This is a genomic window from Pseudoalteromonas sp. APC 3355, assembly GCF_030407615.1.
GTDB classification, from domain to species: Bacteria; Pseudomonadota; Gammaproteobacteria; order Enterobacterales; family Alteromonadaceae; genus Pseudoalteromonas; species Pseudoalteromonas distincta.
Genome location: NZ_JASDDB010000002.1, coordinates 563,314 through 588,995 on the forward strand (window position 1 = coordinate 563,314; position 25,682 = coordinate 588,995).

Here is a 25,682-nt window from a genome sequence, read left to right on the forward strand (position 1 = left end):
GACTATTGTTGATCCAACAAGTTGTATTTTTTAAGATAACCACGTAATTGATGATACGTTAAACCAAGTACTTCTGCAGTTTTCTTTTGATTAAATTGGCTATGTTCGAGTGCTTTATTAATCATGTTTATTTCAAAGTCGTTTGAACGCTCTTTTAAGCTGCACGGAAATTGAATATTAACGGCTGAATCATTGCTTGTTTGAGTAATCGGCGGCGCAACAACAATAGGCTCTGCATTAACAGTTTGAGCTGCTACATGTGCTTTAATACGCGCTTTTGGTCTAAATGGGCTATCGAATGGGTCTAAAATAATCTGGTGAACGGGAATATGTTCACTACCGTGGCGATACAAACTGCGTTCAACCACATTTTTAAGTTCACGAATATTACCAGGCCAATCATAACTAAGCAGTGTTTCTGTTGCGCTTCGGGTAAAACCGCTAAACAGTTCCCACTCTAAATCGCGCGCCATATTCATCGCAAACTGCTCAGCAAGAAGCATAATATCGTCTTGGCGTTCGCGCAGTGGTGGCAGGGTAATTACATCAAAGGCAAGGCGATCGAGTAAATCACTTCTAAATTCACCTTGCTCGGCCAAATAAGGAAGATCTTCGTTTGTCGCACACACTAAGCGGGTATCTACTTTTACAGTTTGTTTGCCGCCAACACGTTCAAACTCACCGTATTCTATAACGCGCAGCAGTTTTTCTTGTACCATAGCTGAGGTATTAGCTAATTCATCTAAAAACAGTGTGCCGCTGTTAGCGCGTTCAAAACGACCTTCGTGACGTTTACTTGCCCCCGTAAAAGCGCCGCTTTCGTGGCCAAATAACTCACTTTCGAGTAGGTTTTCGTTAAGCGCTGCACAGTTAAGCTTTACATAGTTTTGATCCCAGCGTTTTGATAAAAAGTGTAAGCGTGCTGCTATTAGCTCTTTACCTGTGCCGCGTTCACCAATAATAAGTACCGGTTTATCTAAATTAGCCAGTTGCGATACCTGATCTAATACAGACAGAAAGCTATCTGATTGGCCGAGTAAATTATCCTGTTGGCGATATTGGCTCATATTTCCTAACTCTTGGTCATTTTTACTAACAGTTAGTGTATTTCATAATTAGGGATAACTAAAGAAATTTGTATATTTAGTTTAACGTAATGAAAATAAAGTGTATTTTATCTTTTAAAAAGTTGGCAAGCATATTGATACTAGTTATAGCAGACTAACTAAGTTTTAATTACAGAGGTAAATGTTATGGGAATTTTTTCACGTTTTGCAGATATTGTTAATTCTAATATCAACGCCATTTTAGATAAAGCAGAAGACCCAGAAAAAATGGTTCGTCTGATTATTCAAGAAATGGAAGATACGCTTGTTGAAGTACGTTCTACATCAGCTAAAACATTGGCTGAGAAAAAAGAAATTGTACGCCGCTTAGATACACTTAAAGCGCAGGTAAGCGATTGGCAAGATAAAGCCGAACTGGCTTTAAGTAAAGACCGCGACGATTTAGCGCGTTCAGCCTTACTTGAAAAGCAAAAGTCGGCAGATGCCGTTGCTTCAGTCGCTAGTGAACTTGAACATGTAGAGTCTCATATTGAGAAATTACAGCAAGAAGTAACGACACTACAAGAAAAGCTAGCAGATGCGAAATCTCGTCAAAAGGCAATTATACTTCGCCAACGTTCGGCTGAGTCGCGCCTTGAAGTGAAAAAGACACTTGATAGCTCAAAAGTAGAAGACGCACTTAATCGCTTTGAACGTTACGAAACTAAAATTGATGGACTAGAATCTCAAATTGAGTCTTACGATTTAGGTAAAAAGACGTTAGCGGACGAGATTGCTAATCTACAAAAAAATGAAAAGATAGATGATGAGCTAGCCGAACTTAAAAAGAAGCTAGCTGATAAATAATTTATAAAGGGGCACTTAAAGTGCCCCACTGCTTAAAAACATCAAAACGGATTGTCAGGAGAGAATTATGTTTGATTCAGATGTAATAATTGTTCCATTTGTTATGTTTATGATTTTTGTTGCCCCGCTGTGGCTAATTTTGCACTACCGTAGCAAAAAACAAGTAAGCCAAGGTTTAAGTGAACACGAACATCGCCAGTTACTTGAGCTTGCACATAAAGCCGAAAAAATGGCAGACAGGGTTGAAACACTTGAAGCATTGCTTGATCAAGAGTCACCACAATGGAGACGCAAAGTATGAGTGCCAAACGCGAATTATTAAGAGACCCACAACGCGGTAAAATAGCCGGTGTATGTGCGGGATTAAGTGACTACTTTAATATGGAGTTATGGTTAGTTCGCATTATATTTGTTAGTGCGGTACTGCTAACGGGTGGCCCATTATTTGTGGTAGCGTATATTGCAGCCTGGTTCATTTTAGATAAAAAAGAGCCCGCAACAGTGCAAACTAACAGCTCAACTAAACATGACGATCCGCTAGAAGTAAAATTTAAAGTATGGCAAAAAGGCGAGCCGCCGCGCCGCGCATTGCAAGATTTAAAAGAGCGTTTAACGCGTGTAGATACTCGCCTTCAAGATATGGAGCGCCATGTAACTTCAAGCGAGTTTACGGTGAGCCGTGAAATTAACAAACTTTAAAGGATTTAATAGCACCTTATTTGCAGCGTGATAAATTACGGCAAATTAGGTGCAAGACACTTTATGAGCCAATCATTTGCAAAAAAGACCTTTAAAAGCATTAAAGGCAAAGCACAAAAAGCCCTTCATCGCAGTTTAGACCAACACGTAAAGCTTGCCGTAACTGGCCTAAGTGGTAGTGGTAAAACTGCCTTTATTACCGCGCTTGTTAAACACTTAACAACCCAAGCGGGCGATAAAAACTTACCTTTTTTTGATGTAATGCGCGAGCACCGCCATGTGGCCACTAAAGTTGTGCCGCAAGAGGCGTTAAAAGTCCCTACGTTTAATTATACCCGCGCGCTAAATTCATTATTACCAAGCGATGGGGTGCCTACATGGCCTGCATCTACCGAGCGTATTAATACGCTACGCTTGGCAATAAAGTATCAAAGTAATGCAGGGCTGCGTGGGCACTTTTCGCCGCAATCAACGCTTTATTTAGATATAATTGACTACCCGGGTGAATGGCTCCTTGATTTACCTATGCTTGAGCAAAGTTATGCTCAATGGTGCGAGCAACAATATCCGTTATTAACTCAGCCTTCGCGCGTAAACACATCAAGTGATTTTTTAATGGCCGTTGAGCAACTTGACTTAAACGCTCCCGTTGATGAAAACGCACTTGCTCATATTGCTCAGCTTTATCAGAGCATGTTAGTCGGGCTTAAAAAAGACACCAAACTTGCCATGTTACAACCTGGGCGCATGCTTATGCCAGGTGATTTACAAGGCGCGCCATTGTTATTGTTTTTTCCGGTATCGGGTGAAATAAATAGTGACGATGTTGTTGCGGGTTCTAATTTAGCGCATTTAATTAAGCGTTTTAACGCCTATATAAAAGAAGTCGTAAAACCATTTTATAATGAGCATTTTAGGCACTTTGATCGCCAAATCGTACTTGTAGATGTACTTAGTGCGTTAAACGAAGGGCACGAAACACTCCAAGAGCAAAGCAGTGTAATAAACCAATTACTCGCACACTTTAATTACGGTGAGTCGGGCTTTTTTAAACGTTTATTTAAGCCCAACATAGACAAAATATTATTTGCAGCTAATAAATCAGATCACATAAGTGCAAAACACCATAAAGATTTAGCACTACTACTTGATTCGCTCGTGCATGAGCAAAGTAATCATTTAAAGTTTGATGGTGTAAAAATAGAAACCATGGCCATGTCGTCAATTACAGCAACGCAGCCGCGCCAAATTACCGACAAAGGCCAAACGCTTGACTGCATTTACGGTAAACCATTACACGAGCCTGATTGGCTTACGTATTTACCGCCGCAACCTCCCTCGCGGATGCTTAATAAAAATGAGTGGCCAGCACAGGGATTTGAGTTTTTATCGTTCTCTCCAATGCCGAGCCCCGATAAACAACTAAAACATATTCGATTAGATCATGTCATGCAGTACCTGCTAGGAGACAAATTAACATGAGTGAGTCAAACCAACCATTTCAAGCAGGGCGTCGTATAGATACGCAAAGCATTGAGCAAAACGAACCCGTTTTAGCACCTGCAAAAATTATTCAGCACGGACAAAGTGATTACGAAGAACTTGAAGATGAAGCACTAGAACCAGAAATAGATCTGGAGCCTGTATATAAAAAGTCAAAGTGGCAAACACTTAAAGGTGTTTTTGCTATTAGTTTTATAGTGCTGGTGCTTTTAGAGTTTGCATACTCGTTAGTATTTGCTTTCGAGCAGTCAATTATTTTAGGCAGTGTTTATTTAACCGCGGTTGTAAGTGGTGTACTGCTAATAGGGCGCTTATTGTGGCGAGAGTACCGAATGCTGCGCAGTTTAAAGCGTAACCAACTGCACCGAGTTGAAGCCGACAGGCTTTTAAACAGCGAGCAAGTAGGCGGTGCGTTACCTTGGCTCGAAAAGCTTAATAAACACCAAGAGCTTGATAACTTTGAAACCTTTAAAAACCAAGTAGCGACGCATCACAGCGACAAAGAAATAATGACGCTGTACGCCAACAGTTTATTAATAACCCAAGACACCAAAGCTAAAAAGCTTATAAATCGGTTTGCGACTGAATCCGCACTGCTAGTTGCCCTAAGCCCACTTGCGCTGGTGGATATGATGGCTGTGCTTTGGCGTGGTACTAAGTTAATAGAACAAATTGGTAAAATTTACGGCATTGGTTTTGGCTACGCGAGCCGTATAAAGTTATACCGCATGTTGATAAAACAAGTAATGTTTGTTGGCAGTGCAGAGCTTGTATCTGACCTTGCTGCAACTGCACTAAGTGCTGAGCTTTTAGGTAAGCTTTCGGGGCGGGCAGCGCAAGGGGTTAGCGCCGGTATTTTTACAGCGCGTATTGGTTACAAAGCAATGGAGCTTAGTCGCCCATTACCACGGCTTGAAAACAAACGCAGCTTACTAAAAGGCACTGTGCAAAGCATCGCAGGTAAAATTATGAGCCGTAAAAAGGCGGAACCAACACAATAAAATACGAGGGCGTGTTGATCTTTGATGGTTGAATTTACAGCAGTGTGTTTGGTATTTAGGCAAGGCAGAGCCTATGAAGTGTGGTTCTTCCCCATAAATAGGCGATAACGCAGCATAAATGCCAAACATGCGCTGCCCGTTGGGTTCTTTCTAGGGACGATTAACTCTTTGTTGCCTACATGGATGTAGGTAAGGGGCGTGAGCAGGACGCGGAAGCTTTGCTCGGTTTTTACTTATTCTTACATGGATGTAAGCCATTAGAATAACGCAGGAGCAGTTATCGAGCCCACTAGGTTACAAACCTCGCGCCGCGATTTAATCGCCCCTAGTTTGAACAAATTTCAATCCGCAAAGGTCAACACGCCCTGGTGGCAATATTTGTGTACAAACGTGCGCTGCACGGTTTTTACACAAATAGCCATCTGAGCATCCGGCATGCTTGCTGTTTGTAAGTGCATACGTTTTGATTGTTGAATCGCAAAAACATAATAATCAAAAAATGAGCCTACAATGAGCAAGCATCATATAAACACCCAGTGTATTCACGGACCACAAAAAGCAAACGACCCGCACGGCGCACTCACTTCTCCTTTGTATCAAACCTCTACCTTTCATTTTGAAAATGCCGCACAAGGTGCTGCGCGTTTTGCAGGCGACGAACCTGGCTATATTTATACGCGTTTAGGAAACCCCACAACTACAGAGCTTGAGCAAAAAGTTGCTCAACTAGAGAGCTGTGAAGCAGCAGCTGCAACCGCAACAGGTATGGGGGCTGTATCGGCCTCAGTACTGAGCTTTTTATCGCAAGGAGATCACCTTGTTGCCTCAAGTGCTTTATATGGTTGTACCTTTGCGTTTTTCTCGCATATGTTGCCGCGCTGGGGAATCGAAGTCACTTTTGTTGATATGACCAACGAGGACGAACTACGCGCTGCCATCAAACCTAATTCAAAAATGATATTTGTAGAAACGCCAATCAACCCCACTATGGCGGTTATTGATTTGGCACTGATTGGCGCAGTTGCTAAAGAACACAATTTAATTAGTGTGGTCGACAACACCTTTTTAACGCCGCTACTGCAATCGCCTAAAAAATACGGCATCGACATTATAATGCACAGTGCGACCAAGTACTTAAACGGCCACGGAGACGTAGTAGCGGGTATTGTATGTGGATCGCTTGAGCACATAAAACACATTAAAATGACCGTATTAAAAGACATTGGTGCAACCATAAGCCCACACGATGCATGGCTAATTAATCGAGGCTTAAAAACACTCGCTATTAGAATAGAACGCCATTGTCAAAGCGCACAAACAATAGCGCAATATCTAGAAGCTCACCCACAAGTAAGCACCGTATATTACCCGGGGCTTAAATCGCACCCAGGTTATAAGTTTATTGGTAATCAAATGAAAGCCGCTGGTGGTGTTATTGCGTTTGAAATAAAAGGCACGCTACATAATGGCGCTCAATTTATTGATAGTATGAAACTTTGTACACTTGCAGTAAGCCTCGGCGACGCTGAAACACTGATTCAGCATCCTGCATCTATGACTCACTCGCCTTATACGCCAGAGGAGCGAGCCGCCGCTGGAATAAGTGATGGGCTGATCAGGCTCTCGGTTGGGCTTGAAGATGTTAACGACATTATTAGTGATTTAGACCAAGCTTTTACTAAAATTGGTTAGATGTATTTAATTGTATACACATAAAAATAAGCTGCAGGCCTTTATTTAAAGGCCTGTATTTCTAATGTGCCACGTGTGTAATTTTAACTTTACGATCTAGTTGATCGCGCTAAATACTGATGTTAGCCTATCTATTAAACTTTTCTTCACTTTTGCATAGTATGGGGTCATTCGATATTCAATAGACTTGAGTATCACACTGACACCGATTTAGGGCTCACACCCAAGAAGGTACTTATGGCTAAAGCAAGTAAATACACATCCAAAACACCAGACGAAAATGGTGTTATACATTGGAGTGATGAAGAAAATAAAATTTGGTCTGAGCTTGTAGCGCGCCAACTTGCGTGCATTGAAGGCAAAGCCTGCGATGAGTACATGCAAGGGTTAAAAAAGATTAACCTGCCGCACGACCGTATTCCGCAGTTAAGCGAGCTAAACGAAGTGTTACTAGCCACTACCGGTTGGCAAGTTGCACCAGTACCTGCGCTTATCGACTTTGATGAGTTTTTTAGATTACTGGCAAACAAGCAGTTTCCGGTAGCTACATTTATTCGTAGCCGCGAAGAATTTGACTACCTACAAGAGCCAGATATTTTTCATGAAATATTTGGCCATTGCGCCATGCTAACTAACCCTGACTTTGCCGAGTTTACGCATAAGTACGGGCAATTAGGTTACGCAGCGCAGAAAAAGGACCGTGTATACCTTGCGCGTATATACTGGTTTACGGTTGAATTTGGTTTAATGCAAACCGAAGACGGTCTGCGTATTTACGGCGGCGGTATTTTATCAAGCCCAGGGGAGACTCAGTACGTATACTCAAACACGCCAGAAATCAGCCCAATGAATGTGCTTGATGTACTGCGTACGCCGTACCGTATTGATATTATGCAACCACAGTACTACACCATAAATTCGATTCATGATCTGTTTGATATATCGCAAATGGATATTATGACTTTGGTTGAGCGAGCTAAAGAGCTTGGTTTGCACGACCCAAAATTTCCACCAAAAGAAAAATTAGCCAGTTAAACATTAATGCTAAAAAAGCTAAAAGTAAGGATTTAGAATGTCTTCATTAAGTGCACAAAAATGCGAAGCCTGTCATGTAGATGCGCCAAAAGTATCTGACGAAGAGTTAGCGCAATTAATTACTAAAATCCCAGACTGGGTACCAGAAGTACGCGACGGCATTATGCAGCTTGAGCGTGTTTATAAATTTAAAAACTTCAAACAGGCTATCGCGTTTACTAACAAAGTAGGCGACATGGCAGAAGACGAAGGCCACCACCCAGGTTTATTAACCGAGTGGGGCAAAGTAACCGTTACATGGTGGAGTCATTCAATTAAAGGCCTACATAAAAACGACTTTATTTGCGCAGCTAAAACAGACGACGTATTTAACGCGCTGTAATTAAAAATTAATTGAGCAAACCCAAAAGCACTTATTTTATAAGTGCTTTTTTGGTTTTGGGAGGTTGTTGCTAACAATGAGCAGCAGCTCGGTATTAATTTTATCGGCGTAGGTTGGGTTGAGTGAAATGAGGTCCTATGGTTATCTGAAAGTTGCCTTTGAACTTAAAATTTTAGGCTTATATGGGTTAGTATCAACTCCTAACTCGTAGAGTTTTTTATTAAAAAATAAATTGTCTAACATATCATTAAAGACGGGGTCTTCAGTAGTAAATTTACAACACGGTCCAAGTATAATTGTGTCAATTATATTTATTGGAAAACTTACTTCAAGATAGCTTTTAATAAAGCCATTAGAGTTTATGAATTTCACATCTTGAGGTGGTGGCAGTTTTTCAATGAAAGAAACTAACCTTACTTCACCTTCGTCTATGAAAGCCTCATTTTTACCTGTTGTTATAAATGCGATAAAGTCATCAAGAAAGTTACTTCTAGCCTCAAATTCACAATCATTACTATCAAAAGTAGAGGCTAATTTTAACAAGTTTTGAGCTTCTTTGTTTAATTGTTCTTGTATATAAATGCAATTCCCAGCAATTCGGTAAGTATTATTTAGACAGTGTCGTAATGCTGATAAATTGATACTAAAACATATTCCTGTACCGTTATCTGCATATCCCCGCCACTGGCTTAAAGAATCTGGGTTTTTACTAAAGCTCATTATATGTATATAGTGATTTTCAATATGCTTTTTGAAAAACTTAATATTTTTAATGCCTTTATTAAACCCTTCATTTGAAATATTTAATTTTTTCATTAACTCAGGTTTTTGTTTTTCTAAATTTAAAAGAAGATTAATATTATGATCTATCTCTGTATAGTCATTCATTGCTCTTGCGTCGCCAAACCGAAAGGTTCTGCTATTTACAATAGAGATAAAAGCATCCAAAGATGTGTAGTGATAGACTAGCTCGTTACTTTCTTCAGTATCCATATGATCAACTCTCCATTTAATAATAGAAAACGTTCAGATAACAAAAAAAGCTCTAGACCCAAAGGGCTTAGAGCTTTTCTATATACAATTAAAGTTTAGCTAAAATACTTAACTTCAACGTATCGTTGGGTTTCGTTTCTCTCAACCCAACCTACGTATTACTCATCAATTGAGCGTAGTAGGGCGTTGATGCCTACTTTTTCACGTGTTTGCTTATCTACTTTCTTCACGATAATTGCAGCGTACAGGCTGTGAGTGCCATCTTTTGACGGTAGTGCGCCTGGTACAACTACTGCACCTGCTGGTACGCGGCCGTAGTGAATTTCGCCGGTTTCGCGGTCATAAATACGAGTGCTTTGGCTGATGTAAACGCCCATTGAAATTACTGCGCCTTCTTCAACAATTACGCCTTCAACAATTTCAGAACGTGCGCCAATAAAGCAGTTGTCTTCAATGATAGTTGGATTAGCTTGTAGAGGCTCTAAAACGCCGCCTATGCCTACGCCACCTGATAAATGTACGTTCTTACCAATTTGTGCACATGAGCCTACAGTCGCCCATGTATCAACCATGGTGCCGTCGTCAACGTATGCGCCAATATTTACGTACGATGGCATAAGTACGACGTTTTTACCTACAAAGCTGCCTTTACGTGCTACTGCGTTTGGTACAACGCGCATACCACCTTGTTGAAATTGCTCTGGCGTGTAGTCGCTAAATTTAAGTGGTACTTTGTCGTAAAACTGGTTTACGCCGTCGTTCATTGGTTGGTTGTCGCGAATACGAAACGACAGTAAAACGGCTTTTTTAAGCCACTGGTGTACAACCCATTCACCCGATATTTTTTCAGCAACGCGTGCTGCGCCGCTATCAAGTAAATCAAGTGCGTCGATAATGGCTTGTTTTACGTCGCTTGATACTGTGCTTGGGCTAATGCTATCGCGGTTGTCCCATGCGTTTTCGATCATCGTTTTTAAATCTGACATGTGTGTCCTCTATTCTGTTTCGGCGTTGAATTTTTTACGTAATGCCTGATGAATTTTTGCTTGCTCTTCATCAGTCAGCGCTTGGTATTCGTTATTAGATACGACAAAGAAATCCTCTGCACGTTCACCCACCGTGGTAATACGGGCTGCGTGAATGTGTAGTAAATGCGCTTGGAAAACTTCGGCTATTTTGGTTAGTAAACCTTGTATATCGACGGCTTGAATTTCTATTAAGCTACGGTCTTTGCGTGCATGTGGGCGCAACACAATTTTAGGTTTAATATTAAAATCTTTAAAGCGTTGAGAACGGCTCTTTTTAAAGCGAATTTTTTTACGCGGATCGCTAAGTGCTTGCTCAAGCCCGCGTTTAATTGATTGCGCTCGACCACTTGCAATAGGGTCGCCACTTACTTCAAGTATTACAAAGCTAAACAGGACGTAACCATCTTTTGTGGTCAGTACTTGCGCGTGTTGTATTTGTGCTTTTTTAGAGCCAATTACACTCACTAATCTCGCAAATAGCGCACCAGAGTAGGGGCTGTATACAAATACTTGTGTACCCCCATGCATTGCTTTGTTAGATACAATTACACTGGGTTGGCTTAAATCGGTGCTAGTTAATAAATGCTCACTTTGCCACGATATTTGCTGTTCGCTAAAGGCGGTAAAGTAGTTGGCTTTAAAGCGGCTCCAAATTAAATCAATTTTATTCTCAGGGTAACCTAAGTTGAGTAGACGTTGTTTAGCTTGGTGCTTTTTATCGCGAATTTGGTCGCGCTGATCCATTGGATTTTCAAGCCCTAAGCGTAATGCGCGTTGCGTGTGCAAGTACAACTCACGCAGTAGGGTGTTTTTCCAATCGTTCCATAAGTTGTCGTTGGTTGCACGGATGTCAGCAACGGTTAAACAATATAAATAGTCGAGTTGGCGCTCTGTTTTAATACGTGTTGCAAAGTCTTTTATTACTGCAGGGTCGTTAATATCTTTACGCTGCGCGGTAACCGACATAAGTAAATGGTTACTTACAAGCCATGCTACTAATTTTGCATCAGAGGATGAAAAACCATGTAATTTAGCAAAGGCTATAGCATCAACAGCGCCAAGTTCTGAGTGATCTCCCCCTCGGCCTTTAGCAATGTCGTGAAATATACCGGCTAAATAAAGTAGCTCTGGTTTATCCATTCGAGTGACTATTTCACTACAAATAGGAAACTCGCTAATGCCAGTTTTATCAAAGTATTCGTAAATATTTTTGATTAATTTGTGAGTATGCTCATCTACGGTGTAGGCGTGAAACAAATCGAACTGCATTTGCCCAAATATGTTACGCCACTGCGGTAAGTAGGCGGCAAGCATGCCGTGCTTGTGCATAAGCGTAAATGCGCGGCCCATGCCATTAGGGTGTTTAACTAAGCGTAAAAAGGCTTCACGACAGGCTGCATAATCTTGTAAATCCCCCAATAAACGACGGCGTACTTGGCGAATTGTACGAATAGTGCTTGGGTAAATATGTGTTATTGCAGGGTTGTCTGCTATGTGCTCAAACAATACAAAAAGTTGGTCACGTCTAAAAAATACAGATGGATCTTTTACGCGTATTTGATGGCCCACTTGCTCAAAGTTTCTGTCGAGTACTATCACCGTTTTTTCACTACTTTCGGGCATGATACTTTGCTCAAAGTATGAAAGTAGCATTTGGTTAAGTTCGCGAACGCGGCTCATTATTCTAAATAAGCGCTTCATCATACGCTCAACAGAGGCTTTACCGTCGCTACCAAAACCTAAAATTTCGGCGGCTTGTGGTTGATGATCAAACAATAAGCGGTTTTCAGCCCGACCTGCGGCTAGATGCAGTGCAAAGCGAATATTCCATAAGTTTTCTAGGCACTCTGAAAGCTCTTGAAACTCTTCATGGGTTAAGTAGCCGTGACTTATTAACTCTTGCAGGGTTTCGGTTCTAAAGTGCTTTTTTGCAACCCAAATAATGGTTTGCAAGTCGCGCAGGCCACCGGGGTTTTCTTTAATGTTTGGCTCAAGATTATACGCGGTGCCGTGGCACTTTTTGTGACGTAAGTTTTGTTCTTGAACTTTGGCAGTAAAAAACTCACCGGAGCGCCATACGGGTGTTTCTAGAATATGCGTTTTGAGTTTTTCAAACTCAATATGATTACCAAAAATAAGGCGGCTTTCAAGTAAGCTGGTGGCAAAAGTAACGTCTTCACGTTTTTGCTCAATGGCTTGTTCTATCGTGCGCACGCTGTGGCCAATCTCTAAGTTGAGATCCCATAGCATGGTGACAAACTGGCCTATTTTTTCGCATATTTCTTCGCTTGGCGGTTTAGTTACAAGCAATAAAAAGTCGATGTCGGAGTAGGGATGTAGCTCGCCACGTCCGTATCCGCCTACTGCTATTAATGCTAAATCAGGTTCGCGCGCTAAGTCGTAAACATGAAAAAGCTTAATTAGTAGGCGGTCAATAAACTCAGCCCGGGCATTAATTAAATTCCCAACCGGTTGTTTAGAAAATTCGTTATGTAACCATTTATAAAAATAGCTAGAACAATCGCGATAATCACTAAGTTGCTCTGCATCGCTGAGCAACTTTTTTACTTTGTTGGGTAATGCCACGTGGGCTGGCTCCTAATTTCTTATTTATTATTAGTGTTCTATGATCCTGTCGATAGTATCATCTGATCGTAGCGTTAAAATTTCAACACCATTTTCAGTCACTAATAAAGTATGTTCCCACTGTGCAGACAAGCTGCGGTCGCGAGTTACTACAGTCCAATCATCTTTAAGTAGCTTACATTGGCGTTTACCCGCATTAACCATTGGTTCAATTGTTAAGCACATGCCCGCTTTTAAAGTTTCGCCAGTACCCGCTTTACCGTAGTGCATTACTTGTGGTTCTTCATGAAATCCTGCGCCAATACCGTGGCCACAATATTCACGAACAATAGAGTAATTAAAACTTTCTGCATATTTTTGAATAGCAGAACCAATATCACCTAAGCGCACACCAGGTTTTACCATTTTAATAGCAAGGTATAAGCTTTCTTGTGTTACTTCTGCAAGACGCTTAGCTTGGATGTTTGGTGTACCAACGTGGAACATTTTAGAAGTATCGCCGTGGTAGCCATCTTTAATGACAGTTACGTCAATATTTACGCTGTCGCCTTCTTTTAATGCTTTGTCATTTGGAATTCCGTGACAAATAACATGATTAACTGACGTACAAACTGATTTTGGAAAGCCATGATAATTTAACGGAGCAGGGATTGCTTGTTGCACATTAACAATATAATCATGACAAAGTGTATTTAGCTCATCGGTGGTAACACCCGGCACTACATGAGGGCCGATCATTTCAAGTACATCGGCCGCTAAGCGCCCAGCTACGCGCATTTTCTCTATTTCTTCAGGGGTCTTGATAATAGCGCTCATTGAGGCTCCAAAGTTGAGTTTCTAACATTTATCGCCGAACAAATTTTGCACGCGACGTTGAGTATTTAATTTTAATATGGTATAAAGCGCGCCGTCTTTTTACAAATAAATTCTTAAATGATTTTTTGTATTTAAGGCAAACACAATTTTATTTTAACACACACACGTATCGTCACATACACTTGGGTGCATTTGAAGTTTAATTACTTCGGTGTTGGTGCTATGGGATATGTGGAGGCCTAACCCTAAACAACTATAGAGGATCTATAAAATGGCAAACGTTTCAATGCGCGATATGCTTCAAGCTGGTGTTCACTTTGGTCACCAAGCACGTTACTGGAACCCTAAGATGAAGCCTTTCATCTTCGGCACACGTAACCGTGTACATATCATCAACCTTGAGCAAACTGTACCAATGTTCAACGACGCACTTAAGTTTTTATCAAGTGCTGCAGCAAACAAAGGTAAAGTTCTTTTCGTTGGTACTAAGCGCGCAGCAAGCGACGCAGTTAAAGCAGCTGCTTTAGAAAGCGATCAGTTCTTCGTAAATCACCGTTGGTTAGGTGGTATGTTGACTAACTGGAAAACTGTACGTCAATCAATCAAGCGTCTTAAAGACCTTGAAGCACAAAGCCAAGACGGTACTTTCGAGAAATTAACTAAGAAAGAAACGTTAATGCTTAACCGCGAAATGGAAAAGCTTGAAAAGAGCCTTGGTGGTATCAAAAACATGGGCGGTCTTCCAGACGCGCTTTTCGTTATCGATGCTGACCACGAGCACATTGCTATCCGTGAAGCAAACAACCTAGGTATCCCTGTTGTTGCAATCGTTGATACTAACTCTAACCCAGACGGCGTTGATTACATCGTTCCTGGTAACGATGATGCTATCCGTGCTGTAAGCCTTTACACTAGCGCTGTTGCAGCTGCTATCACTGAAGGTCGCGAGAATAACATCGTTGCTCAAGCTGAGAAAGACGATTTCGTTGAAGCTGAGTAATTAGCTATCATCAAGTCTTCATCTTTTTAAGGTGAAGACTTGTTATTCTTGTAGAGCGGGTAACCCGCTTATCTAAACCAGATTTCAGATTTGAGGATTTACTAATGGCTGTAACTACTGCCCTAGTTAAAGAATTACGCGAGCGCACAGGCGCTGGCATGATGGATTGTAAAAAAGCGTTAACTGAGACTGATGGCGACATCGAGTTAGCGATTGAAAACATGCGTAAAAGTGGCGCTGCTAAAGCTGCTAAAAAAGCAGGTAACATTGCTGCTGAAGGTACTATCATCATCAAGCAAAACGCTGGTGTTGCAGTACTAGTAGAAGTTAACTGTCAAACAGACTTCGTTGCAAAAGACGTAAGCTTTTTAGCATTTGCTGATAAAGTTGCTGAAGCTGCAATTGCTGACACTCTTACTATCGAAGACTTACAAGCTAAGTTTGAAGAAGACCGTGTTGAGCTAGTAACTAAAATTGGCGAAAACATCAACGTACGTCGTCTGCAGTACATCGCTGGTGAAAACCTAGTTGAGTACCGTCATGGCGACCGTATCGGTGTTGTTGTTGCAGGTGTTGCTGATGAAGAAACACTTAAGCACGTTGCAATGCACGTTGCTGCTTCACGTCCAGAGTACTTAACTCCTTCAGACGTACCAGCTGACGTTGTAGAAAAAGAAAAGCAAGTACAAATCGAAATCGCGATGAATGAAGGCAAGCCTGCTGAAATCGCTGAGAAGATGGTTGTTGGTCGCATGAAAAAATTCACTGGTGAGGTTTCTCTTACTGGTCAAGCTTTCATCATGGAACCTAAAAAATCTGTTGGCGATATTCTTAAAGAGAAAAACGCAACAGTTACTGGCTTTGTACGTGTAGAAGTTGGTGAAGGTATCGAGAAGAAAGAAGAAGATTTTGCTGCTGAAGTTGCTGCTCAAATTGCAGCTGCTAAAGGTCAGTAAGATTAACTATTTGTGATGCAAAAGGAAATTAGATGCAATTAAAGTACTATTTGGTTTTGCTTCACAGCTAGAAATTCTTTAAAATAACCGCGCTTTTATGTTTAACATAAGCGCGGTTATTTTTTATCCATAATTCAATAAAAGTTGGCCCCTATACTATGACTATCAATCGCAAACCTATTTTTAGACGTGTTCTTCTCAAATTAAGTGGTGAAGCTTTAATGGGAGACGAAGGCTTCGGCATCGACCCTAAAGTTTTAGACCGTATGGCACAAGAAATTAAAGAGCTAGTAGAGCTTGACGTAGAAGTGGGTTTAGTTATTGGTGGAGGTAACTTTTTACGCGGTGGTTCACTTGCAGAAGCAGGTATGAACCGCGTAGTAGGCGACCACATGGGTATGCTTGCAACGGTTATGAATGGCCTTGCAATGCGTGATGCGCTACACCGTGCATTTGTAAACTGTCGTTTAATGTCAGCTATTCCGCTAAATGGTGTATGTGACGCTTATAACTGGGCTGAAGCAATTAGTTTATTGAAAACTGGCCGCGTTGTTATTTTTGCAGCGGGCACCGGTAACCCATTTTTTACTACCGATTCTGCAGCGTGTTTACGCGGTATCGAAATTGAAGCGGATACAGTAATTAAAGCGACTAAAGTGGATGGCGTGTACAGTGATGATCCTGTTAAAAATCCAGAAGCGACGCTTTACAGCCACTTAAGCTACAATGAAATCATTGAAAAAGAATTAAAAGTTATGGATTTAGCGGCATTTACTCTAGCCCGCGATCACAATATGCCATTGAGCGTATTTAATATGAATAAATCAGGCGCGCTAAAACGCGTAATTATGGGTGAAGAAGAAGGAACACTTATTTCTTCACAAGCCTCAGATGAAATAATCAAATAATTAGGATTAAACCGTGATTAACGATATTCAAAAAGACGCGCAAGCGCGCATGCAAAAAAGTGTAACTGCACTAGGTAGCCAATTGTCTAAAATTCGTACTGGCCGTGCACATCCTGCAATCCTAGATGGCATTATGGTGTCGTACTACGGTGCACCAACGCCTTTAAACCAAGTTGCTAACGTAACAATTGAAGATTCTCGTACACTTGCTATTGGTGTATTTGATAAGTCTTTAGCGCAAGCTGTTGAAAAAGCAATTATGGCGTCTGACTTAGGTTTAAACCCTATGTCGGCAGGTACTGTTATTCGTGTACCACTTCCTCCACTTACAGAAGAGCGTCGTAAAGACCTAATCAAAATTGTACGTGGCGAAGTTGAAGGCGGTCGCGTTGCTATTCGTAACATTCGCCGTGATGCTAATGGTGATGTAAAAGGTTTATTAAAAGATAAAGAAATATCTGAAGATGAAGCGCGTCAATCGGATGATGCGATTCAAAAACTTACAGATAAGTTTATCAAAGAAATGGATACTCTATTAGCTGCTAAAGAAGCAGAGTTAATGGAAATCTAAGTAAGTCCCTGTTTATCTTTTGAGGTTGAATTTACAGTAGTGTGTTTGGTTTTAAGGCAAGGCATAGCCTATCTAGTGTGGTTATTCCCCATTATTAGGCGATAGCAATGCATAAAATCTAAAAACGCGCTGCCCAAAGGGTTCTGCCTAGATTGAATAAATTACAATCCTGAAAGGTCGACAGGACCTATTAAAATTATTAGTTTTGAAACGCCGTCTAGGGTATACTAGGCGGCGTTTTTTTATGGAATACTCGATATTTATGGTTCTAGATGCTGACACAATTTCACAGCAATGTTTACCCAAACATGTTGCTATCATCATGGATGGGAACGGACGTTGGGCACAAGCTAGAAATAGACCTCGTGTGTATGGGCATAAAAAAGGCGTAGACGCAGTTCGTCAATCTGTTCAGTTTTGTACTAAATTAGGGATACAATCGTTAACCTTATTTGCTTTTAGTAGTGAAAACTGGCGCCGCCCTGAAGACGAAGTAAACACTTTAATGGAGCTTTTCTTATTTGTTTTAACAAAGGAAGTTAAAAAGCTTCATAAAAACAATGTAAAACTGACCATTATTGGAGACTTATCACGATTTTCTGAAGGATTACGTAGCAAGGTAGACGCTGCGCATAAGCTGACTGAAAATAATACCGGATTGCGCTTAAATGTTGCAGCTAATTACGGTGGTCGTTGGGATATGGCTAACGCGGCTAAACAACTTGCTTTGCAAGTTGCGCAAGGCACACTCAACGCAGAAGATATTACAGAAGAGCGCTTAGCACAGCATATGAGCATGGCAGATCAGACTGAACCTGATTTACTTATTCGCACTGGTGGCGATGTTCGTATTAGTAATTTTTTACTATGGCAAGTTGCTTATGCAGAACTTTACTTTACCGAGACACTTTGGCCTGATTTTAATGAAGCAGCATTTGCTGAGGCTATAGCGTGTTACGTTGCCAGAGAGCGACGTTTTGGTTGTACGGGCGAACAAATAAAACAATTACTCGCTCAAACCTAAATAGAATAAGGGTCACATTTTGTTAAAACAACGAATTTTAACCTCACTTGTGCTTGCACCATCGGCATTAGCTTTGGTTTTTTATACACCGCTTACGTTATTTAGTTACTTTGCCGGTGCAATAGTATTATTAGGCGCATGGGAATGGTCTGCGTTTATGGGTTTATGCGATAAGCTCAAACGTGGTGCTTTTGTTGTATTGATTGCAGCCTTACTTGGCCTGCTTAATTTACATTGGCCTATTGAATCACTATGGGAAAATGGCAAGCTAGTAGGTGATGCAAATTACGTATTTACGCTTTCGTTTGCTTGGTGGATTGTTGCTAGTTATTTAATTTGGCGCTATCCAGAAATGGCTAAAGCGTGGAATGAAGGTTTAGTAATGCGCGGCATTGCAGGTTTATTAACACTTGTGCCGTTATGGCTTGCACTAAATACGCTGCGCAGTGCGCAATATGCTGAATCAACACATTTTGGTTCGGTGCTAATTTTAGTCGTATTGGGTATTGTGTGGAGTGCAGACGTTGGTGCTTATTTTTCAGGTAAGAGCTTTGGTAAGCATAAACTTATGCCAAAAGTGAGCCCTAATAAAACAATTGAAGGGTTAGCAGGCGGTGTAGTCGCTTCTATCATTTTTGTTTTAGCATTTTGTCACTTTACCGATGTTGATTTAGGTGTTTGGCCTATCTACGCGATAATGACTGCATTTATTGCATTGTTCTCTGCGGTAGGTGATTTACTGGAAAGCATGTTTAAACGTGAAGCCGGTTTAAAAGATAGCGGCCGTTGTTTACCTGGGCACGGCGGTATTTTAGATCGCATTGACAGCTTAACGGCTGCAGCTCCAATGTTTGTAATGTGCTATGCGTGGACTCTTAGTTTATGAGCCAAAAGCAATTGCTGGTTATTTTAGGCGCAACAGGTTCAATTGGTTTAAGTACACTAGATGTTGTATCGCGCAATAAAGAGTTATTTGATGTTTTTGTTTTAGCTGCAGGGCAAAACGCAAAAAAAATGGCTGAGCTGTGTATTGAACACGAACCACTTTATGCGATTATGGCTACCCAACAAGCCGCTGAGCAGCTATCTGCTTATTTAGCTAATACACAATGCCAAACGCTTGTTATGCACGGCGAGCAAGCAATGTGCGACTTATGTGCTCACCCAGATGTTGATGTCGTGATGTCGGCAATTGTAGGTGCAGCTGGTTTACTGCCAACATTAAGTGCAGTAGAAGCAGGTAAAAAAGTACTCCTTGCTAATAAAGAATCGTTAGTTATGTCAGGTCAGTTGTTTATTGATAAAGTTAAACAACATAAAGCGACCTTGCTACCAATTGATAGCGAACATAATGCTATTTTTCAATGCCTACCTTCTTCGTTACAAAATGCCAAAGGCGATCAAAATTTACAGCAACATGGCGTAAGTAAAATTTTGCTAACCGGTTCTGGTGGCCCGTTTTTAACGCGCGATATAAACACACTAAAAGATGTAACTGTAAGTGAAGCCGTGGCGCATCCTAACTGGTCGATGGGTCAAAAAATATCAGTAGACTCGGCCACTATGATGAATAAAGGCTTAGAGTTTATTGAAGCTAAGTGGTTATTCAATTGCGACACCAGTGATATAGACGTAGTGATTCATCCACAAAGTATTATTCACTCAATGGTGCAGTATCACGATGGTTCTATTTTAGCGCAAATGGGTAACCCTGATATGCGCACGCCAATTGCCCATGCACTTGCATACCCTGAGCGAATTAATGCAGGCGTTAAACCGTTAAACTTCTCTGATATATGTGATTTCTCATTCACCAAGCCTGACTTTTCTCGCTATCCAAATTTACAATTAGCGATTGATGCGTGTAGTGCAGGGCAGGGCGCGACCACAACGGTTAATGCTGCAAATGAGATAGCAGTAAGTGCATTCTTAAACGGTAAAATTGGTTTTACTGATATATACAAAATAAATGCACAAACGCTTGAAGCTGCAACGTATACCAATGTACAAAGCTTAGATGAAATTTTAGAGTGCGATAAATTAGCGCGTATTAGCGCTTCAGAATTTATAACAAAAGTGGCGCATTAATATGTTTGATTTTTTTTGGAATCTTGGCTCATTTATTTTAGCGCTTGGTATTTTAGTGGCCATACATGAATATGGCCATTTTTGGGTTGCACGAAAAATGGGCGTTAAAGTGCTGCGTTTTTCAATTGGCTTTGGTAAGCCATTGTTAAAATGGCACGATAAATATAATACCGAATACGTGATTGCCGCTATTCCATTAGGCGGTTATGTAAAAATGCTTGATGAGCGTGTTGATGACGTGCCGGCAAACCAACGTCACTTGTCGTTTAACGCTAAATCTGTACAAGCACGTATTGCCATAGTTGCAGCGGGTCCAATGGCCAACTTTTTGTTTGCCATTTTTGCTCTTGCTGTAATGTATATGGTGGGTGTGCAGTCGGTAAAGCCTGTGGTAGGTAGCATTACCGAGGGTAGCCGGGCAGAGCAAGCGGGTATTATGCCTTCTCAACATATTATAAAAATTGGTGATGATGACATAACGACATGGCAAGATGCTACGTTTGCACTTATGTCTAATTTAGGTGAAGAAAGCGTTGAAGTGATAGTGCGCGATAAAAACCTTCAACCACGTGTTAAAACGCTTAATTTAGAGGGGTGGAAACTAGATCAGCAAGACGTACCTCCACTAAGCTCGTTAGGTATTGTACCGTTTAGACCTCAAGCCACTTTAACAATTGCCGCCGTGACTAAAGATTCAGCTGCAGAACACGCTAATTTACAAGTTAATGACACAATTTTGGCTGTAAACGGTGAAACAATAAGCAATTGGCAGCAATTAGTTAATCTTATTACGCAATCAGCTAACAAATCTTTACAATTTAGTGTAAAAAGACAAGATACTATAAAAGCCATTACAGTAACCCCTAAAGGGCGCATTGATAATAACGGTATTGAGCAAGGCTTTTTAGGCGTTGCTCCTGTTGTACAGCAATGGCCTGATGGTTATGTAGAGACTAGACATTACGGCCCGCTCGATAGTATCGTGCGAGGCACAAAAGAAACGTGGCGCTTAATTACACTCAGTTTTGATATGATTGGTAATTTAATTACAGGCCAGGTTTCGGTTAAGAATTTAAGTGGCCCCGTGGGCATTGCAGTAGGCGCTGGAACTAGCGTAAGCTATGGGTTAGTGGCCTTTTTAAGCTTTTTAGCCTTAATAAGCGTTAACTTGGGTGTATTTAATTTATTACCCTTACCAGTGCTTGATGGTGGACACTTAATGTATTACATAATTGAACTTTTTCGTAAAAAGCCGGTCTCTGAAAAGACACAAGAGTTTGGTTTTAAAGTGGGCGCCTTGTTGCTCATTTTTCTAACATGTTTCGCTTTGTTCAATGATGTATCGCGTTTGTAGTTTTACAGCGTGGCAAATTACTAATTAGAACACGATTGTAAAGCACCACTTTAGTAGGGTGTTATGCGGTAATACAGTTGTAAAGGATAAAGATAATAAAATGGCTATAAAAAAACATTTGGCAGTAACAAGTTTATTGGGTGCAAGTTTTGCAGCCCTAGGCCAAAACTCCTTTATTGTTGAAGACCTGAAAGTTGAAGGTTTGCAGCGTGTAGCACTTGGTGCAGCGCTAACACATATTCCTATTAACGTAGGCGATAATGTTGATGACTATACGATTTCAAAAACAATAAAGTCACTTTATCGTTCTGGGCACTTTGATAACATAAAAGCCCTTCGTGATGGCAACAACGTTATTTTTAAAGTAACGGAACGTCCTACCATCAGCTTCATTGAGTTTGAAGGCAATAAAGACATTAAAGACGAGCAGCTTAATGAGTCTCTTGATCAGCAAGATATTCGCCAAGGTGAGCCACTTGATAAAACCGTTATCGATAGTATCGAAAAAGGCTTAGTTGAGTTTTTCCACAGTATTGGTAAATACAACGCTAAAGTAGATATCAGTATTACTAAGTTGCCTCGTAACCGCGTTAAACTTAAATTAGAGTTTGATGAGGGTGATGCAGCTTCTATCCGACAAATTAACTTAGTGGGTAATGAACTTTTTTCTAATGAAGAGCTTCTTAAACTTGCTGAATCACAGCAAGATTTACCTTGGTGGCAGTTTATGGGTAGCGATCGCTACCAAAAGCAAACCATTGAAGGTGATTTAGAAAAAATTCGTAGTTATTATTTAGACCGTGGTTACCTACGTTTTAATATCGATTCAACGCAAGTATCAGTGAGCCCTGAACGTGAATCAGTTTACGTTACAGCTAACTTAACTGAAGGCGTAAAATATACCGTTAAAGGCTTTGACTTTATTGGTGACTTGCTTGGCCGTGAAGACTTAATTAAAAGTGTTATCCCACTTAGAGCGGGTGAGCTTTACAATGGCTCAGTCGTTACTTCGTCAGAAGAATTTATTAAAAGCTACTTAGCACGTTTTGGTTACGCTAATGCTGAAGTGCGTACAATTCCAGAAATTGACGACGAAAAGCAAGAAGTACAACTAACACTATCGGTTAATCCAGGTAAGCGTGTATATGTTCGTCGTATTATTGTTGGTGGTAACCAAAATACAGCTGATGAAGTACTTCGCCGTGAAATGACACAACTTGAAGGCGCCTGGTTATCTAATCAAAACCTCGAGCGTTCAAAACTACAAATTCAACGTTTGCCTTATATGGAAACTGTTGATTTTAACGTAGTGCCTGTACCAGGTGTGGATGACCAAGTAGATGTAGACTTTACTGTAAAAGAGCAATCAGCGGGTAGCTTTAATGCTGGCCTTGCTTATGGTTCTTACTTAGGTCTGCAGTTTAATATTGGTGTAACAGAATCTAACTTTTTAGGCACAGGTAACCAAATTGGTTTAAACCTTAATACGTCTACAGGTTCTGAAAGCTTAAGCTTATCGTACACAGACCCATACTTTACGCCAGATGGTGTATCGCAAGGCAGTAGCATCTTTTACAGAAACTACGATGCAAGTAAATTCAGTCTTGTTGAGTACAAATCAAAAAGTTATGGTTTAGGCACAAATATTGGTTTTCCAATTGATGCTGTAAATCGTGTTAACTTTGGCGCTCGTTGGATAAAAGAAGAGCTTTCGGATATTGCAGAGTACGAGCAAACGCGTGTACTTCGTGAAACATTCTTAGATCCAGACAACCCAGATGCAGGCTTTGACTTTACTAAGTATGAGCTGAGTGTTGGTTGGTCGCGTATTACAGTTAACCGTGGTTTATTCCCAACAGCGGGTTCGCGTCAAACTCTAAACTTAACAGCAACAACGCCTAACTCAGATCTTCAGTACTTTAAACTGAATTACGATTCGCGTTTTTACTGGCCTATATCAAATGACCACCGTTGGGTATTCTCAACCCGTGCAGCACTTGGTTATGGTAATGGTTATGGTTCTACAAACGGGTATGAGCAAACACTTCCATTCCAAGAGTACTTCCGTATAACAGAAATGGAACTTCGTGGCTTTGACCGTAATACAATATTACCACGTGCTGTATCGCGTATACCGCAGTCTATTCCGGGTACGCCAGGTGCAGACGGTACTACAACCGGTAGCATTGGTGGCGCATCAGAATTTGATATTCTAGTGCCACAAGGCCGTATTGGTGGTAATGCTAAAGCAGTGGCAGGTATGGAGCTAATTGTTCCTACGCCATTCTTAGATGAAGAAAATACCAGCTCTGTACGTACTAGCTTCTTTGTTGATGCTGCAAACGTATGGGATACTGAGTTTAACGTAGACCGCTATCAAAACTTAGGCGTTGATGAACGTGCTAAATTAGATGACTATTCAGACCCAATGCGCTTTAGGGTTTCAACCGGTCTTTCATTACAATGGATCTCTCCAATGGGTCCAATGCTGATCAGTTTTGCGTATCCATTGCAAAAAGAAGAAGATGACGATACGAAAACCATCAGCTTTAACATTAGTAACACTTTCTAAAGGAGTTTTTTGTGAAAAAATTATTTAAATCAACAGCTGTAGCAGTTTTAGCAACTTTAATGATGGGTACTTCTGTGAATGCATTTGCACACAAAGTAGGTATTGTTGATATGCAGGAAATCTACAAGCAAATTCCTCAAATGGCTAAAATTGAACAGTCTTTACAAACTGAGTTTGCTGAACGTCGTCAAGAGCTTGAAAAGTTACAAGGCGATATTCGTTTTGAAGCTGAAAAATTTAAACGCGAAAGTACAACTATGAGCCAAGCTCAAAAAGATGCACTACGTGATAAAATCCAAGGCATGCAAAAAAATCTTGCTGAACAAGGTCGTCCTTTAGAGCAAGAAATCAAAGCGCGCCAAAATCAAGAACTTGCTAAAGTTCAAGGTGTGATCATCAAAACAATTGAAGAAATTGCTAAAGACGGCGACTTCGATGAAGTTAAAGTAAAAGACACTACTATTTACTTTAATCCTAAAGAAGTAACTGATCTTTCGTCTAAAGTTGTAGCTGCAGTTAGTAAGAAATAATCACTCTATGCAAAATTATACGCTTTCGCAAATTGCGGAACTTCTAGGCGCCGAACTTCAGGGTGATGGCGCTTTAGAAATAAAAAAAATAGCGACACTTGCAAATGCCCATTCTGGGCATATTGCATTTTTAGCTAACTCAAAATATCGCTCGCAACTTGAGACTACTCAAGCTAGCGCTGTAATAGTAAGCCAAGCCGATGCTCAGTACTTTAGTGGTAGCAAAGTTATTGTTGCTAATCCGTACGTAAGTTACGCAAAATTAGCGCAATTTATGGATACAACACCACGCTCAGCCTCGACGGGTATACATCCAAGTGCCACTGTTCATTCAACAGCGATTGTTAGTGACAGCGCCGCCATAGGTGCTAATGCAGTCATTGAAGCTGATGCGGTGATAGGTGACAATGCGCAAATTGGTCCGAACAGTTTTATCGGAGAACGTGTTAAAATAGGCTCTGGCACTAAGCTTTGGTCTAGTGTGACTATTTATCACGATGTTGAAATTGGTTCAGATTGTTTGTTTCAAGCAAATAGTGTTGTAGGTAGTGATGGATTTGGCTATGCGAACGAACGCGGGCAATGGGTAAAAATACCTCAGCTTGGCTCTGTGATCATAGGTAACAAAGTTGAAATTGGTGCAAGTACGACAATTGATCGTGGCGCCCTGGACAATACCATTATCCATAGCAATGTTATTATCGATAATCAGTGTCAAATAGCGCACAACGTTGAAGTTAATTCAGGCACCGCAATCGCGGGCTGCACCGTACTTGCAGGAAGCGTTACCATTGGCAAAAACTGTCAAATTGGTGGCATGGTTGCAATTAATGGTCACATGTCTGTATGTGATGGTGTTATAATTACCGGCATGAGTATGGTGACAAAATCAATCACCGAACCAGGTATTTACTCATCTGGTATGCCCCATACAACAAACAAAGAATGGCGTAAATCAATAGCTCACTTGCGTAACCTTTCAGACATGAAATCACGTCTTAAAGCGCTGGAAGCATTGGCTAAGTCATAAC

At 40.8% G+C, this 25,682-nt stretch carries 24 protein-coding genes; 19 read left to right on the forward strand and 5 right to left on the reverse strand.

What is annotated here, in order from left to right:
- Positions 1–2: 2 nt before the first annotated feature.
- Positions 3–1,067, reverse strand: coding sequence for a phage shock protein operon transcriptional activator (gene pspF, locus QMA08_RS05755; RefSeq protein WP_290173899.1), 1,065 nt, complete (start codon positions 1,065–1,067; stop codon positions 3–5).
- 186 nt (positions 1,068–1,253) lie between these two features.
- On the opposite strand from pspF, the gene pspA reads away from it, so the two are divergent.
- The 8 genes from pspA to QMA08_RS05795 all read left to right on the forward strand — a co-directional run bounded on the left by pspA (position 1,254) and on the right by QMA08_RS05795 (position 8,225).
- Positions 1,254–1,913, forward strand: coding sequence for a phage shock protein PspA (gene pspA, locus QMA08_RS05760; RefSeq protein ID WP_002958333.1), 660 nt, complete (start codon positions 1,254–1,256; stop codon positions 1,911–1,913).
- A 67-nt stretch (positions 1,914–1,980) separates the two neighbouring features.
- Positions 1,981–2,214 carry an envelope stress response membrane protein PspB gene (gene pspB, locus QMA08_RS05765; protein WP_008168589.1) on the forward strand — a complete coding sequence of 78 codons (234 nt, stop codon included), beginning with the start codon at positions 1,981–1,983 and terminating at the stop codon, positions 2,212–2,214.
- Positions 2,211–2,612 (forward strand): envelope stress response membrane protein PspC, encoded by a 402-nt coding sequence (gene pspC, locus QMA08_RS05770; RefSeq protein WP_165721613.1) that lies wholly within the window; start codon positions 2,211–2,213, stop codon positions 2,610–2,612. Before pspB ends, pspC begins: the two co-directional genes overlap by 4 nt.
- 63 nt (positions 2,613–2,675) lie before the next feature.
- On the forward strand, positions 2,676–4,094 hold the full coding sequence (locus QMA08_RS05775; RefSeq protein WP_290173902.1) for a YcjX family protein: 1,419 nt from the start codon (positions 2,676–2,678) through the stop codon (positions 4,092–4,094).
- Positions 4,091–5,116 (forward strand): TIGR01620 family protein, encoded by a 1,026-nt coding sequence (locus tag QMA08_RS05780; RefSeq protein ID WP_010553752.1) that lies wholly within the window; start codon positions 4,091–4,093, stop codon positions 5,114–5,116. The genes QMA08_RS05775 and QMA08_RS05780 overlap by 4 nt, the downstream gene beginning before the upstream one ends.
- A gap of 510 nt (positions 5,117–5,626) precedes the next feature.
- A complete protein-coding gene (gene megL / locus QMA08_RS05785; protein WP_290173904.1) occupies positions 5,627–6,808 on the forward strand; it encodes a methionine gamma-lyase in 1,182 nt (393 codons plus the stop codon).
- 237 nt (positions 6,809–7,045) lie between these two features.
- Positions 7,046–7,843 (forward strand): phenylalanine 4-monooxygenase, encoded by a 798-nt coding sequence (phhA, locus tag QMA08_RS05790; RefSeq protein ID WP_010553750.1) that lies wholly within the window; start codon positions 7,046–7,048, stop codon positions 7,841–7,843.
- Between the two features lie 37 nt (positions 7,844–7,880).
- Entirely contained in the window at positions 7,881–8,225 is a 345-nt protein-coding gene (locus tag QMA08_RS05795; protein ID WP_002958326.1) for a 4a-hydroxytetrahydrobiopterin dehydratase, read from the forward strand.
- A gap of 141 nt (positions 8,226–8,366) precedes the next feature.
- On the opposite strand, the gene QMA08_RS05800 is transcribed toward QMA08_RS05795, so the two are convergent.
- The 4 genes from QMA08_RS05800 to map form a co-directional block, all read right to left on the reverse strand.
- Positions 8,367–9,218 carry a DUF2971 domain-containing protein gene (locus QMA08_RS05800; protein WP_290173906.1) on the reverse strand — a complete coding sequence of 284 codons (852 nt, stop codon included), beginning with the start codon at positions 9,216–9,218 and terminating at the stop codon, positions 8,367–8,369.
- Between the two features lie 158 nt (positions 9,219–9,376).
- On the reverse strand, positions 9,377–10,204 hold the full coding sequence (gene dapD, locus QMA08_RS05805) for a 2,3,4,5-tetrahydropyridine-2,6-dicarboxylate N-succinyltransferase (RefSeq protein WP_002958324.1): 828 nt from the start codon (positions 10,202–10,204) through the stop codon (positions 9,377–9,379).
- A gap of 9 nt (positions 10,205–10,213) precedes the next feature.
- Complete coding sequence (glnD, locus tag QMA08_RS05810; protein WP_002958323.1) at positions 10,214–12,832, reverse strand: [protein-PII] uridylyltransferase; 2,619 nt, start codon at positions 12,830–12,832, stop codon at positions 10,214–10,216.
- Between the two features lie 30 nt (positions 12,833–12,862).
- Positions 12,863–13,648: a type I methionyl aminopeptidase gene (gene map / locus QMA08_RS05815; protein ID WP_002958322.1), complete on the reverse strand. Its 786-nt coding sequence runs from the start codon at positions 13,646–13,648 to the stop codon at positions 12,863–12,865.
- Between the two features lie 271 nt (positions 13,649–13,919).
- Here map and rpsB point away from each other — a divergent pair, with 271 nt between their 5' ends.
- The 11 genes from rpsB (at position 13,920) to lpxD (ending at position 25,681) form a co-directional block, all read left to right on the forward strand.
- Complete coding sequence (rpsB, locus tag QMA08_RS05820; protein WP_002958321.1) at positions 13,920–14,648, forward strand: 30S ribosomal protein S2; 729 nt, start codon at positions 13,920–13,922, stop codon at positions 14,646–14,648.
- Between the two features lie 104 nt (positions 14,649–14,752).
- Positions 14,753–15,604: a translation elongation factor Ts gene (gene tsf, locus QMA08_RS05825; RefSeq protein WP_002958320.1), complete on the forward strand. Its 852-nt coding sequence runs from the start codon at positions 14,753–14,755 to the stop codon at positions 15,602–15,604.
- A 158-nt stretch (positions 15,605–15,762) separates the two neighbouring features.
- Positions 15,763–16,512 (forward strand): UMP kinase, encoded by a 750-nt coding sequence (pyrH, locus tag QMA08_RS05830; protein ID WP_024596498.1) that lies wholly within the window; start codon positions 15,763–15,765, stop codon positions 16,510–16,512.
- A 13-nt stretch (positions 16,513–16,525) separates the two neighbouring features.
- On the forward strand, positions 16,526–17,083 hold the full coding sequence (frr, locus tag QMA08_RS05835) for a ribosome recycling factor (protein ID WP_002958318.1): 558 nt from the start codon (positions 16,526–16,528) through the stop codon (positions 17,081–17,083).
- A 244-nt stretch (positions 17,084–17,327) separates the two neighbouring features.
- Positions 17,328–18,107: an isoprenyl transferase gene (locus QMA08_RS05840; protein ID WP_290173908.1), complete on the forward strand. Its 780-nt coding sequence runs from the start codon at positions 17,328–17,330 to the stop codon at positions 18,105–18,107.
- A gap of 19 nt (positions 18,108–18,126) precedes the next feature.
- Positions 18,127–18,993, forward strand: coding sequence for a phosphatidate cytidylyltransferase (locus tag QMA08_RS05845; protein ID WP_024606268.1), 867 nt, complete (start codon positions 18,127–18,129; stop codon positions 18,991–18,993).
- The gene (ispC, locus tag QMA08_RS05850; protein ID WP_165742985.1) at positions 18,990–20,195 is read left to right on the forward strand and encodes a 1-deoxy-D-xylulose-5-phosphate reductoisomerase; all 1,206 of its coding nucleotides are present in this window, start codon (positions 18,990–18,992) and stop codon (positions 20,193–20,195) included. Before QMA08_RS05845 ends, ispC begins: the two co-directional genes overlap by 4 nt.
- A gap of 1 nt (position 20,196) precedes the next feature.
- Entirely contained in the window at positions 20,197–21,549 is a 1,353-nt protein-coding gene (gene rseP, locus QMA08_RS05855; RefSeq protein ID WP_002958314.1) for a sigma E protease regulator RseP, read from the forward strand.
- A 100-nt stretch (positions 21,550–21,649) separates the two neighbouring features.
- Positions 21,650–24,121, forward strand: a complete 2,472-nt coding sequence (bamA, locus tag QMA08_RS05860) for an outer membrane protein assembly factor BamA (RefSeq protein ID WP_024596248.1) — start codon at positions 21,650–21,652, stop codon at positions 24,119–24,121.
- An 11-nt stretch (positions 24,122–24,132) separates the two neighbouring features.
- Positions 24,133–24,651 carry an OmpH family outer membrane protein gene (locus QMA08_RS05865; protein WP_002958312.1) on the forward strand — a complete coding sequence of 173 codons (519 nt, stop codon included), beginning with the start codon at positions 24,133–24,135 and terminating at the stop codon, positions 24,649–24,651.
- Between the two features lie 7 nt (positions 24,652–24,658).
- The gene (gene lpxD, locus QMA08_RS05870; protein ID WP_024596249.1) at positions 24,659–25,681 is read left to right on the forward strand and encodes a UDP-3-O-(3-hydroxymyristoyl)glucosamine N-acyltransferase; all 1,023 of its coding nucleotides are present in this window, start codon (positions 24,659–24,661) and stop codon (positions 25,679–25,681) included.
- Position 25,682 lies beyond the last annotated feature (1 nt).

Coding starts and splice junctions, on each gene's coding strand:
- pspF (WP_290173899.1), bottom strand. CDS start 1,067: ATGAGCCAATATCGCCAACAGGATAATTTACTCGGCCAATCAGATAGC.
- pspA (WP_002958333.1), top strand. CDS start 1,254: ATGGGAATTTTTTCACGTTTTGCAGATATTGTTAATTCTAATATCAAC.
- pspB (WP_008168589.1), top strand. CDS start 1,981: ATGTTTGATTCAGATGTAATAATTGTTCCATTTGTTATGTTTATGATT.
- pspC (WP_165721613.1), top strand. CDS start 2,211: ATGAGTGCCAAACGCGAATTATTAAGAGACCCACAACGCGGTAAAATA.
- QMA08_RS05775 (WP_290173902.1), top strand. CDS start 2,676: ATGAGCCAATCATTTGCAAAAAAGACCTTTAAAAGCATTAAAGGCAAA.
- QMA08_RS05780 (WP_010553752.1), top strand. CDS start 4,091: ATGAGTGAGTCAAACCAACCATTTCAAGCAGGGCGTCGTATAGATACG.
- megL (WP_290173904.1), top strand. CDS start 5,627: ATGAGCAAGCATCATATAAACACCCAGTGTATTCACGGACCACAAAAA.
- phhA (WP_010553750.1), top strand. CDS start 7,046: ATGGCTAAAGCAAGTAAATACACATCCAAAACACCAGACGAAAATGGT.
- QMA08_RS05795 (WP_002958326.1), top strand. CDS start 7,881: ATGTCTTCATTAAGTGCACAAAAATGCGAAGCCTGTCATGTAGATGCG.
- QMA08_RS05800 (WP_290173906.1), bottom strand. CDS start 9,218: ATGGATACTGAAGAAAGTAACGAGCTAGTCTATCACTACACATCTTTG.
- dapD (WP_002958324.1), bottom strand. CDS start 10,204: ATGTCAGATTTAAAAACGATGATCGAAAACGCATGGGACAACCGCGAT.
- map (WP_002958322.1), bottom strand. CDS start 13,648: ATGAGCGCTATTATCAAGACCCCTGAAGAAATAGAGAAAATGCGCGTA.
- rpsB (WP_002958321.1), top strand. CDS start 13,920: ATGGCAAACGTTTCAATGCGCGATATGCTTCAAGCTGGTGTTCACTTT.
- tsf (WP_002958320.1), top strand. CDS start 14,753: ATGGCTGTAACTACTGCCCTAGTTAAAGAATTACGCGAGCGCACAGGC.
- pyrH (WP_024596498.1), top strand. CDS start 15,763: ATGACTATCAATCGCAAACCTATTTTTAGACGTGTTCTTCTCAAATTA.
- QMA08_RS05840 (WP_290173908.1), top strand. CDS start 17,328: ATGGAATACTCGATATTTATGGTTCTAGATGCTGACACAATTTCACAG.
- ispC (WP_165742985.1), top strand. CDS start 18,990: ATGAGCCAAAAGCAATTGCTGGTTATTTTAGGCGCAACAGGTTCAATT.
- rseP (WP_002958314.1), top strand. CDS start 20,197: ATGTTTGATTTTTTTTGGAATCTTGGCTCATTTATTTTAGCGCTTGGT.
- bamA (WP_024596248.1), top strand. CDS start 21,650: ATGGCTATAAAAAAACATTTGGCAGTAACAAGTTTATTGGGTGCAAGT.
- lpxD (WP_024596249.1), top strand. CDS start 24,659: ATGCAAAATTATACGCTTTCGCAAATTGCGGAACTTCTAGGCGCCGAA.